The 12,203-nt window shown below is 47.8% G+C and carries 12 protein-coding genes; all 12 read left to right on the plus strand.

The window, feature by feature from the left end:
* Positions 1-5 precede the first annotated feature (5 nt).
* The 12 genes from ACESZP_RS10555 to ACESZP_RS10610 all read left to right on the plus strand — a co-directional run bounded on the left by ACESZP_RS10555 (position 6) and on the right by ACESZP_RS10610 (position 12,189).
* Positions 6-4,691, plus strand: coding sequence for a hypothetical protein (locus ACESZP_RS10555; protein ID WP_499708997.1), 4,686 nt, complete (start codon positions 6-8; stop codon positions 4,689-4,691).
* A 15-nt stretch (positions 4,692-4,706) separates the two neighbouring features.
* Entirely contained in the window at positions 4,707-5,078 is a 372-nt protein-coding gene (locus ACESZP_RS10560; protein WP_015554749.1) for a DUF6711 family protein, read from the plus strand.
* Between the two features lie 12 nt (positions 5,079-5,090).
* Positions 5,091-7,313, plus strand: coding sequence for a hypothetical protein (locus tag ACESZP_RS10565; RefSeq protein ID WP_499708998.1), 2,223 nt, complete (start codon positions 5,091-5,093; stop codon positions 7,311-7,313).
* 1 nt (position 7,314) lies between these two features.
* A complete protein-coding gene (locus tag ACESZP_RS10570) occupies positions 7,315-7,740 on the plus strand; it encodes a hypothetical protein (protein ID WP_499708999.1) in 426 nt (141 codons plus the stop codon).
* On the plus strand, positions 7,741-8,367 hold the full coding sequence (locus ACESZP_RS10575) for a hypothetical protein (RefSeq protein WP_147567688.1): 627 nt from the start codon (positions 7,741-7,743) through the stop codon (positions 8,365-8,367). It begins immediately after the preceding gene.
* 2 nt (positions 8,368-8,369) lie between these two features.
* Positions 8,370-9,272, plus strand: coding sequence for a DUF6273 domain-containing protein (locus tag ACESZP_RS10580; protein ID WP_499709000.1), 903 nt, complete (start codon positions 8,370-8,372; stop codon positions 9,270-9,272).
* A gap of 43 nt (positions 9,273-9,315) precedes the next feature.
* The gene (locus ACESZP_RS10585; protein ID WP_499709001.1) at positions 9,316-9,858 is read left to right on the plus strand and encodes a hypothetical protein; all 543 of its coding nucleotides are present in this window, start codon (positions 9,316-9,318) and stop codon (positions 9,856-9,858) included.
* Between the two features lie 153 nt (positions 9,859-10,011).
* Positions 10,012-11,223, plus strand: coding sequence for a reverse transcriptase domain-containing protein (locus ACESZP_RS10590; RefSeq protein WP_499709002.1), 1,212 nt, complete (start codon positions 10,012-10,014; stop codon positions 11,221-11,223).
* Complete coding sequence (locus tag ACESZP_RS10595) at positions 11,187-11,516, plus strand: hypothetical protein (RefSeq protein WP_412576820.1); 330 nt, start codon at positions 11,187-11,189, stop codon at positions 11,514-11,516. Before ACESZP_RS10590 ends, ACESZP_RS10595 begins: the two co-directional genes overlap by 37 nt.
* 2 nt (positions 11,517-11,518) lie before the next feature.
* Entirely contained in the window at positions 11,519-11,620 is a 102-nt protein-coding gene (locus tag ACESZP_RS10600; protein WP_015554755.1) for a CD1375 family protein, read from the plus strand.
* A gap of 50 nt (positions 11,621-11,670) precedes the next feature.
* Positions 11,671-11,799 (plus strand): CD1375 family protein, encoded by a 129-nt coding sequence (locus tag ACESZP_RS10605; protein WP_015554756.1) that lies wholly within the window; start codon positions 11,671-11,673, stop codon positions 11,797-11,799.
* Between the two features lie 63 nt (positions 11,800-11,862).
* Positions 11,863-12,189 (plus strand): hypothetical protein, encoded by a 327-nt coding sequence (locus tag ACESZP_RS10610; protein ID WP_499709003.1) that lies wholly within the window; start codon positions 11,863-11,865, stop codon positions 12,187-12,189.
* Positions 12,190-12,203 lie beyond the last annotated feature (14 nt).

The following is a 12,203-nucleotide window of genomic DNA, read 5'->3' on the forward strand; positions in this document are numbered from 1 at the left end:
GTTTTATGCCTACTACAATCGAACAACTCGAATTGGAAGTTCAGTCGAGTTCCACCTCGGCTGTCGCTGGTATAGACGCTCTTTCCGCTTCTTTGTCCAAACTCAAAAATGCAGTTAGGGGCGGTGTCGGATTAACAAGCGTTGCAAATCAAGTACGCAATCTCGATACCGCCCTTAAAAGCATGGATAGTTCCGGGGCAGATAAGATTGACAAGCTCGCTTCCAGTTTGGAAAAGCTGAAAGGTCTCGGCAGTCTCAAAATTTCGTCTTCCATCGGAAATCAGCTTCAAAATATTGGCAGTGCCGCCGCTTCCCTCACTGGTGTAGATTTCAGTGCCATGGAGAAGCTGGGGACAGCACTTCAACCGTTGAACAATCTGAACGCTTCCGGGCTAAAGTCCACTATCAATGCGCTCAATAAGTTACCGAAGCTGGCAGGCACCCTCGACAACATGGATATGACTAAGTTCACCAGTCAAATTCAGCAGTTGTCTACGGCTCTTGCTCCGCTGACAAATCAGCTCAATGCTGTGACTGCGGCGTTCAATCGTCTTCCTACGAACATTCAGAGAGCTATTACCGTCACGAACAGAATTTCGCAAGAGAACAATAAGGCGGCAAATAGTTACATGAATCTGTATGCCAAAATCAAAATGGCTATGGGTGTTGTTCGTACTGGTGCGAGAGTAATCGCTTCGTGGATAACACAGTCCAACCAGTACATTGAGGATTTGAACCTGTTTACCGCTTCTATGGGTAAATACGCAGAGGAAGCACAGAACTACGCAGAAGCAGTCAGCGAAGCTCTCGGTATCGACCCGGGCGAGTTCATGCGAAATCAAGGTGTGTTCAACACCATCATTAGCGGTTTCGGCGTGGCGAGCGATAAAGCGTACCTCATGTCCAAGAACCTCACACAGCTCGGCTACGACATTTCTTCGTTCTTCAACATTTCGTTTGAGGACGCAATGCAGAAGTTACAGTCGGGTATCTCGGGTGAACTTGAGCCGCTTCGTAGACTGGGTTACGACCTGTCTGTTGCAAGACTGCAAGAGGAAGCTCTTGCTCTCGGTATCGAGAAAAAGGTCTCTGCTATGACACAGGCTGAAAAGTCGCAGTTGCGTTACTACGCAATTATGACACAGGTAACTACCGCTCAAGGCGATATGGCTCGTACTCTGAACGCTCCGGCGAACCAGCTTCGTGTTTTACAAGCACAGGTTACGCAGTGTGCAAGAGCTTTGGGTAATATCTTTATCCCGGCTCTGAACGCAGTATTACCGTATGCAATCGCTTTGGCGAAGATTGTCCGTATGCTGGCAAACTCTATCGCAAGTCTGTTCGGATTCAAACTCCCGGAGGTAGATTATTCCGGCATTTCTGCTGGTGCTTCTGCGGTTGGCGATTTGGCTGACAATGCCGGGAACGCTTCCGATGGACTGGGTAAAGCCGGGAAAGCGGCTAAGAAGCTGAAAAATGCTCTGCTCGGTATTGACGAGCTGAACGTCCTGTCTAAAGACGATAGTTCCAGCGGAAGCGGTAGTGGCTCGGGTGCTGGTATCGGTGGTGGGGATTTAGGCATTGACCTTCCTACCTACGATTTCCTCGGTGACGCAATCACTTCCAAGGTTGACGAAATCGTTCAGATGATTAAGGACGCTATGTGGGAAATCACGGCTGTTATCAGCGGATTCTTACTGGCAATCGGTACTATCCTTGTTGTCACAGGTGCAAACATTCCTCTCGGTCTCGGTCTCATGGCTGTTGGTGCTGTCGGTTTGGCGGCTTCGGTAATGGCGAACTGGAACGGAATGTCGGAACGGTTGGCGAAGGTACTTACCCTCGTTACTGGGGTGCTGGGCGGCTTCCTGTTGGCTATCGGTGCTTTCCTTGTATTTTCGGGTGTCAATGTACCGCTCGGTGCTGGTCTCATGGTGGCTGGTGCGGCGGCTCTCGGTACTGCGGCTGTAATTAACTGGAAGTTCCTCAACGGAGACCTGTCGAACGCTCTGTCCATTCTCACGGCAATCGTGAGCGGTGCGTTGCTGGCTATGGGTGCATTGTTCGCCTTTACTGGCGTTGATGTTCCTCTCGGTATCGCATTGATGGCGGCTGGTGCTGTCGGCATGGTTACAGCAATCGGTCTTAACTGGGATTCGATGTCTGACCCTCTCCGTAGGACAATCGGTATGCTCGAAACCATTGTTGGAGGTGCATTACTGACATTCGGTGCAATTCTCGCTCTGACTGGTGTAAACGTTCCTCTCGGTGTTGCGATGATTGCCGCTGGTGCGGTTTCTGTCGCTTCGGCAGTAGCTTTGAATTGGAACTCCTTAACAGGTGATGTTCAAGAATCCGTACTAAGCATTGTGGCTATCGTGAGCGGTGCTTTAATCGGTGTCGGTGCAATCCTCGCTCTGACAGGAGTTGCAACCGGGCTGGGTATTGCGATGATTGCCGCTGGTGCTGTCGGTCTTGCCGCAACGGTCGGTTTGAATTGGAATAGTATGCCGGACAATATCAGAAAGGTTACTACGAAGATTCTTCTTATTGCTGGGGCGGCTTCCATTGCCATAGGTATGATTCTCGCTTTCACAGGAGTTGCAACTCCTCTCGGCGTAGGTCTTATCCTTGCTGGTGCGGCGGCTCTCGGTACGGCTGTGGCTCTTAACTGGGACACTTTGACAAACAAGCTAAAGGGCGTAACTACTAAAATACTTGCTATCGCTGGGGCGGCGGCTCTTGCAATCGGTATTATCCTGTGCTTCACCGGGGTTGGTATTCCTCTCGGTGTTGGATTGATATTATCGGGTGCGGCGGCTCTCGGTACAGCAGTAGCTATTAACTGGGAAACCATCAAAGAAAAAATCAAGGGAGTTTTTACCAAGATTAAATCAATGGCTGGTTCTCTCGGTAAACTTGCTATCGGTCTCATGTTGTGTCTGACAGGTGTTGGTATTCCTCTCGGTCTTGCTCTCATTGCAGATGGGGTCAAAGACTTCGCTACTGGAAAACCTGTTAGCTGGGATTCGATGGTGAGCGGAATCAAGGAAGCTCTCGGAAATATATCTGACGAGTGGAACAAATTCAAAAAGAAGGTTAAGAACAGCAAGCCTGTTCAATTCCTTGCCGAAGTAAAGAACAATGCTTCGGAATGGTGGGACAACGTAAAGGGTTGGTGGTCTGATAAGACGAAAGACGGTCTCTCTCTTGAAACTGGCGTAAAGCTCGTAAAAGATGGCTGGTCTTCTGTGAAGAACTGGATTGGTAACATTCCGGCTGTGAAACAGGGTGTCGGGCTTCTGAAATCCGGCTGGTCTACCGTGAAAAACTGGATAGGCAACATTCCTACCGTAGACCAAGCTGTCGCACTCGCAAAGAGCGGCTGGCAGACGGTCAAGGGCTGGATTGGCAATATCCCGGGAGTATCGCAAGCAGTAAGTCTTGCGAAATCCGGCTGGAACTCTGTAAGAGAGTGGGTCGGTAATATCCCGGTTGTCAGTCAAGGAATCTCGTTGCTGAAATCCGGCTGGACAACGGTTAAAAACTGGGTCGGCAATATGCCTACCCTGTCCCAAGCAATCAATCTCATTAAGAGCGGTTGGCAGACAGTAAAGGGTTGGATTGGTAACATTCCTACTCTGTCCCAAGCAATCAGCCTTATCAAGAGTGGTTGGACTACGGTTAAGAATTGGATTGGAAATATCCCGGTTCTTTCTCAAGGTATCAGCTTACTCAAGTCGGGTTGGACTACGGTTAAAAACTGGATTGGTAACATTCCTACGCTTTCGCAAGGAATCTCGTTGCTGAAATCCGGCTGGTCTACCGTAAAGAACTGGATTGGTAGTCTTCCTGTTATCGCTCAAGGTATTTCGCTTTTCAAGTCCGGGTGGACAACGATTCAGAACTGGATTGGTAGCCACACCGTAGGTGTCGGTATCTCTCTATGGAAAAACGGTTGGCGTTCTATCTCGAGCTTCGTTGGTACTTCGGTATCTGTCGGTATCTCGCTTTTCAAATCCGGCTGGACTTCTATTAAGAAGTTCTTCGGACTGGCGAACGGCGGTATCGTTGGTGCAAACGGCGGCGTGAAGATGTTCGCTTCCGGCGGTATCATCACTCAGAATATGTGGAAAGCAATGCCGAAATATGCTGGCGGCACGAACCGAGCGCATGGCTCTATGTTCGTTGCTGGTGAGAGCGGTGCAGAGTTGGTAGGTCATGTAAATGGCACTACCGAGGTGCTGAACCGATTCCAGCTTGCTTCTGTCATGCACAGCTCCATCGTAAGCGGTATGGCACAGTTCTCCGGGTACTGGCAGTCCATGTCTCGAGACATTGTGACTTGTGCGAACGGTATCATCAATGCCGTTGTCGTAAGTACCGCCGGAATCAACGAAAACCTCGTGCTGGCTTCGGCAAGCGGTTATGACCCTTATAACTCGCTGGCACAGACGGTGTACGAAGATTCCAAGAAATCCTATGACGGTGCATATTCCGATGATTCGTGGTCTCGCAATATGCGTGAGTTCTACCACGAGTATGTCGAGCCTACACTCAAGGAAATCGCTACCGATACCAAGAGACAGGCAGACAAGAAGGAACAGACCATCGTAAAGGTCGGCAACCGTACAATCAATGACGCTGTTACCACGCAGAAGGAAGCGAACGGTTTCAGCTTCACCGAGTAAAGGAGGTGTGTAGCGATGGCATATTTAGCGATAAATGGTTATGAGCTACCACCTTGTAAACGAGGTGTGAGCGTGGTCGTAACCACCGTGGTTGACAGCGGACGTGACGCTAACGGTGCTGTTGTGGGTCAAAGAGTTGGACGAGACCAGTACAAGATAGATGGGCTTGAGTGGGCGTGGCTCACTGCGGCTCAATGGGAACGGATTCTCTCTATCTTGAGCAATTTCTTCGTCTATGTCGAATTTAATGACCCAGTAACAAACAAACGCAAAACCGTAAGAATGTACTGCGGAGACCGTACAGGAGAACCCTACTGGGTGACAGAAGACGGTACTCCAACGCATTATCGGAATTGCAAGGTAAATCTTATCGACACTGGCGAGTAAAGGAGGGGTCTTATGCAGAAAGTATCGAAAGCATACAAAGAAAGCATGAAGTCCTCTCTCCGTGAGAGAGCATACATTATGATTTCTTTCGGACTTGTGAACCAAGAAGTACAGGCGAAAGCTACGGTCGATAATGGCAGTTATGCCTACTACTCGAACAAGGACAATATCTTCGGAGAGCATATTGACGATACGGTCTATGCCACTCTCGAGGAGGAGTTCACGAAAGTAGATGGCTCTATGTTCTTTCTCCCTCGGGCTACCGAGGGAGGGAGATACTATGATACCGGGATTGTCTCGGACAAGCTGATTTCCGAAGCTCGATGTGAAGTGATTATCAGCTTGAACACAATCGCAACGGATTTCAAGGGTCTCACGATTAACTTCGGTGAGAATTACCCGGTTGATTTCGATATTGTCGGAAGTACCGGGCAGACCATTGAGTTTAGAGGGAATACAAAATCAAAGTGGAGTACCGAGGAAGTATTGGAAAATACAACCTATATCAAGCTGGTGTTCTACAAGATGAAGAATCCTCAAAGCCGTTTGCGTATCTACTCTATCATGTTCGGTTACGGACTTGTGTATTACAACGATTCTGTTATGAGTTCTGCTCTTGACAGTTACGTTTCCCCTATCGGGGCTGATGTTCCGCAGTTCGATTTTTCGGTAACGCTGAAAAACTACGACCACTACTTCAATGTGGATAACCCGAACTCGGCTATCAACTACCTCGAGACAGGACAGGAAATGGATATTATGTACGGTTATCAGACCCCGGGTTCTGACACTATCGAGTGGATTCAAGGAAACCACCTGTGGTGTTCCGAATGGGAAAGTGACGATAACACGGCTACAATCCGTTGCCAAGACATTTTCCGCAACATGGACAGCGAGTATGTGAAGGGTCTGTATAGTGCCGCTGGTAAAAGCTACTACGCACTGGCAGAGGAGATTTTGAAGGACGCTGGGATTTCCGAGTATTATATCGACCCACGTTTGAAGAAGCTCTACTCTAACAACCCGATTCCGAGAGTGAAATACAAAGAAGCATTGCAGATTATCGCAAATGCCTGTCGATGTGTTCTCACCCAGTCTCGAGACGGCAAGGTTCAAATCAAGTCGAATTTCATGCCGAGTGCTTCCATCGCAACCAACGGCGAGGAGACCTACTCCAATGCCGCAAACGTGCTGACGGACACACCGAAGGTCGAATATGCAACCCTCGCCGGGAATTATACCCCTACCGATGGGACGATGTTCTTCCTTCCGAGAAACGGCAAGGCGGCTCTGACAACCGGGTATGTCTCGAAGGAAATCTCCGGGGCAAACGGAACATTCACAAAGAATCCTGTCGTTACTATCACGATGGAAACGATTCGAGCTTATTACGGTTTGAAGCTGGTCTTCGGTACAGCTCTCCCGGCGGCGTTCACAATCAGAACGTACAAGGGTGGCGAGCCTGTAAATGAATACCCGGTTGAGAAAGACGAAATCAACACCACTTCGATTATTCTTCGAGATTTCGATGATTTCGATGTGATGAAGATTGAGTTCACAAAAACCGCAGAGCCGTACAACCGTATCGTACTGAATTATTTCAGTTTGAGCGATGTTGTGGATTTCACCATGAATCGCCGGGACATGACCTCCTCCCCGAAAGCTATCAAACAGGAGCTTATCAAAGAGGTTATCGTCCCATGTTACACCTACCAAGAGAATAATCGAGAAGAAAACCTTGTCTATGAGGACATAGATGTAGTCGCTGGTGAGGTCGAGACTTATTACATTCAAGACCCTTCCTATGGTTATAAGGTGAAGCTCGATGAAGTCGAAGGTAAGGCAACCGTAGTGGCATGGAGTAACTACTTCGTTACCATCAAATTCAATGTCACTGGCTCGTTTAAGCTCGAGGTACAGGGTTATCGGTACAAAATCGTTGAGAAGTACGCTACGGTGTCTCTCAATGCTCGTGGTAAGACAGTCAAGTGGAAGAATCCTCTGATAAGTAATACCACGATGGCGAATGAGCTTGCCGCATGGCTGGCTGATTACTACACAGCCGGAATCGAGTACGAATACGATACTCGAGGAAATCCCGAGCTGGACGCTACCGACATTGTGTATCAAGAAAACGAGTTTCACGATGGTATGAGGGTAAATATCTACCGTCACACTGTCAATTTCAAGCAAGCATTTTCGGGTCGAGTAACCGCCCGAAGGATTGGAGGTTAAAATGTCGTGGTCTACACCGAAAACCGATTGGAACGGTGAGACTGTCGATGGTGTTTACACCGGGGACAGATTCAACGCCGTGGACTTCAATCGAATTAAGAACAACCTCGAATACCTCCGTGAGTTGGCTATCAAGATGTATGACGAGTTCGCTATTCAGTCTGTCGGAAGCGATAAGACCGTAAAGGACTACTTCTATGCTGATGAAATCAATGCACTGGAAGCGAACCTCGTTACCATAAATACCCACAGTCTCAAGAGGTCTTACGGCACTGCTCCTACCTATGCCGCCAATGGTAATACGATGGATTTCAAAGAACTCAATCGTTTGGAGAGAGCAATCCTTGACCTTTACGACAGGCTCACCAATGAGAGTGAGGGAAGGAGGACATTCACATGGAATTTTGGTATGAAGGGAGGGTTATAAATGGCGTGGAAATTACTTCCTACTGATTATACGGACGCTGTTTGGAGTGGTCTGAAAAGATACACACAGGTCGATAACTCCGATGGTACGGTATCGTTCAACGATGTTACGACCTACACCAATAAGGAGAAATCCTTCTTCGGTGCGAAAGACGCTAACCGTATGAACGAAGCTCTGAACTACATCATGTCTATGCTGGAAAACGGCACGAACTTGTATGAGGAGTTTCAGACCTACTTCACCACGCAGAAGGAGCTTTTCAAAAGCTCGGGTGATAGTTCTTATCAAGAGCTGACCCAGTATTTCGTCAACCTCAAGGCACAAGGCGATTCGTCTTTGGCACAAATCGAAAAGACCTATGAGGAACACATGACTACCTACGAGGGCGAGCAGACTGCGGCATTTAACACATGGTTTGCTGGTATCAAAGGTAAGCTGAACGAGGATATTGCCGGAAGTCTGCAAAATCAGATTACCGAAGTAGACGAGCGTTTGGCGGCACTGGAACACATGACCTTGAAGAACCTTTTCACTGTACCTGTTGCGATTGACAACACTGGTACTACGCTTCTTGCTGACGATTTGGGTAATGCAATCGTGGCAGATTGGAAATATAAGGAGGAATAAAAATGAGTGCAATCAGTATTGAAACCAAGAAAGTGACGGAACTCACGGCGTTCACCGCACCGACCGATTCGTGTCTGATTCCGATTCACGATGGCACAGGCTTGAAGAAAATCACCTTTGCCAATTTCAGAGCCAAGGCGGTTGAGGGTACGGAAGCGAAAATCGCTCCTCTGCTCTTTAACAACGCCGGGGCGCACAATGCAATTTACCGTGGTAAGTCGCTGGGTAGCACCGTGACTACCGCCCAGTATGCCGCTATCAAGGCTGGTACATTCGATGATTTATACATCGGTGACTACTGGACTATCGGCGGTGTCAACTACCGTATTGCGGCGTTCGATTACTACCTCAACAGTGGTGATACGAACTGTACTACCCACCATGTAGTTATCGTGCCGGACACTTGCCTGTACAACGCACAAATGCACAACACCAGCTCCGGCGGTTGGGAAAGCGGTGCGGCAAATACTACGGCTGGCGGCTATGTCGGCTCGGATATGTACAAGAGCAATCTCGAACAGGCTAAGACCACTATCAAGAGTGCGTTCAGCGGTCATGTTCTGAAACACAGAATCTATCTGACGAACGCTGTTGCGAATGGTCGTGCTTCCGGCGGCGCATGGTGCGATTCCGAAGTTGACCTTATGTGCGAGCAGATGGTCTACGGCAGTGGTATTTTCTCCCCTGTTTCTGACGGTAGCAATGTCCCGGCTAACTACCGTGTCGAGAAATCCCAGTTGCCGCTGTTCCAGCACGAGCCGAGCCGTATTTGCAATCGTGCGACATGGTGGTTGAGAGACGTTATTACCGCTTCCGATTTCGCCAGTGTCAACGACGACGGTAGTGCGAACTACTACAACGCTTCCAATTCTCATGGCGTTCGCCCGGCTTTCTGTATATCTTAAATCTGCGCCCCCTTGTGGGGCGCACAAGGAGGTTTATTAACAAGTGTCTGTATTGAAATCGAAACGAAAACCGTCACAGTTTGAGGTATTTCACCACCTCAACAAAATGCGTAAGGAGGTCACGGATTTACTGCTCCGTGATTTCGGGTACGACCTCGACAAAGCCGTGAAGAAAGTTGAAACAACCTTCGGCGGCAGACCGTATGAGGAGTTATCACCCGATGAAAAAGTCCGATATGAAAAGCTCATGGAAAAGAACACTGCGTTTGCAGAATGGTTCATCGCAGACGAGCGAAAAGTGATTGTTGATTGTCTGCGTAATATCACCGAGGAGGTATATGTTGCAAACAGCATTTACCCAACCTACCGGGAAGAACTGATTGAGCGTAGAGTTCACCAAAACCGAGCAGTCGGACAGTGTTATAGGCTCACACAGGAATTGCAGTATGCTATCGAGACCCTTCCTGTCGATGTGAACAAGTACCTTCGTTTCGCTGAAATGATACAGACCGAAATAAACCTTCTTAAAGGTTGGAGAAAGTCTGACAACAAGTTCAAGTCGGCTCTCCAAGAGGGTAATCTCTGATTCCGCTTCCAATTTCGCCAATGTCAACAACAACGGTAATGCGAACTACAACAACGCTTCCAATTCTAATGGCGTTCGCCCGGATTTCGATTCTGTGATTGAGTAGCCTATCGAGCGTTTCACAGACAGAGAAAGGAGAGATTATCCTTCCGTATGGTAAATACTAAATGCGACACCTCCTATTACGATAGCCGAGGTTATCAGCGCAAGATATTTGATGGAAATGTTCTTTACGAAAGTAAAGCTAAAGCAATGAAAGGTAGTGATTGGAAACCACAGGTACAGAGGTTTAACATGACCTATCTGTTGGAGTTATCGAAAATGCAACGAGACCTTGAGTACATGGAGTATGAGTTCTTACCAACTACAAACTTCACCTTGCATGAACGAGGAAAGCTCCGGCGTATTACAGGCGAACAGGTTCAAGACAGAATCGTGAAACATGCTCTCTGTGACGAGGTTTTGAATCCTCTGATTGAACCACACCTCATTTATGACAATGGAGCAAGCGTTGTCGGAAAAGGTATCGCTTTCACTCGTAAGAGGTTGCTCACCCACCTTCGGAAATATTATGCACAGCATGGTAGCAACGAAGGGTACATTCTTCTGATAGACTTCTCGAAATACTACGACAATATCAGACATGATGTGTTGTTGAAGTTGTTTGAGCAGTATGTCGATGATGAACACGCCCTATGGCTTCTGCGGAAGACCGTAGAACGCTCAAGGGTTGATGTATCGTACATGAGTGATGAAGAATATGAACACTGTCTCGACAAGTTGTTTGATTCTCTCCTCTATCAGTATATGAACCCGAAGCTGTTCACAGGCGAAAAGTTCATGGGAAAGCACCTCAATATCGGAGACCAAGTGGCACAGACCGCTGGAATCTCTTACCGAATACGAATTGATAACTATGTCAAAATCGTTCGTGGTGTGAAATTCTACGCTGGCTACATGGACGATAGTTATGCTATCCACGAGAGCAAAGAGTTCTTACAGGAGCTTCTTGAGGACATTATCGAGATAGCGAACGAACTCGGAATCACGGTCAATACCCGGAAGACGAGAATCTGTAAGCTCTCCGAGCATTGGCGATTTCTTCAAGTTCAATACTCTCTAACGGACACCGGGAGGGTGATTCAGAAAATCAATCCAAAACGGCTTACTGCAATGAGACGGAAAATGAAGAAACTCGCTCCGAAGCTAACAGAAAAGGAGTTTACGGACTTCTATAAGAGTTGGTTTAAGAATCATTACAAAATAATGAGTAAGAAACAACGAAGTAACATGGACACCCTATTCAATCAATTAAAGGAGGTAACGAAATGTACACTATCACCCTTGCCAATGGCACAAAGCTGACCGGGCTGGATATGAACGGCACGAACTATGTCAGCAAAGAAAAGGTGGACGAGACTATCTTCAAGGATAATCTCTCTACCATGAAGGTCTCCGATGGAGAGACCGAGACTACCTACACTGATATGGTCTTCATTCAGCAGATGGAATGGGCTGACGGCACTTTCTATCTTGCGTTCCGTGAGAAGACCAAGGAGGAGAAGCTGGTAGCCGCTCTCAACGCAACCTCTAATAGTATCACCGATGTACAGGTGGCACTTGCGGAAGTATACGAAATGGTTTTAGGAGGTAACTAACTATGGCTAAGATTTACGTTGCACTGATTCGCAAAGGTCTCAAGACCATTAACGATGTACCCGAACAGCTCCGAGAGGAAGTCAAGAAGCTGTTGGAGGAATAATCATGCTGTGGCGCATTTTGCTATGGCTCAACAGGAAGGAGGTGAAAAACATGGCTGTTATCTATGTAGCACTCATTGTCAAGGGTAAGCGTACTTACGCAAGCGTTCCGGCTGTTCTCAAGGAACAGGTTAAGGAAATGCTCATTGACCTTGAGCTGGAAGACCTTATCACGGAATAAGGCGGCATGAGGGAGGGTCACTCCCGGCTCTCCCTCACATTCTAAAAGAGGAGGACAAGAAATGTGAGCATTGAGTTCAATCAGATTCTTACCTTCGTCTCCGTTGTTGCCGCCGTGTACTTTGCTTTCAAGAGCAATAGTCGAGCCAATAATGACGAGGTGAGTAAGAAAGCACAGGTTGACGCTATTCTGTCTCAAAAGCTGGATTCTATCAGTGATGATACGAAAGAAATCCGCAAGGAAATCACAGACGTTAAGGTAAAGGTCAACGACCTGTCCGAGCGTGTCATGATGGTTGAGCAGTCTACGAAATCCGCACACCACCGACTTGACCGATACGAGGAAGAAGAAATCTACCACGGTAAGCCAAGAAAACGATGGTGGGTATGAAAGGGGTGATACCC

The sequence above is a fragment of the Candidatus Dorea massiliensis AP6 genome, assembly GCF_964245105.1.
Taxonomy (GTDB): domain Bacteria; phylum Bacillota; class Clostridia; order Lachnospirales; family Lachnospiraceae; genus Laedolimicola; species Laedolimicola intestinihominis.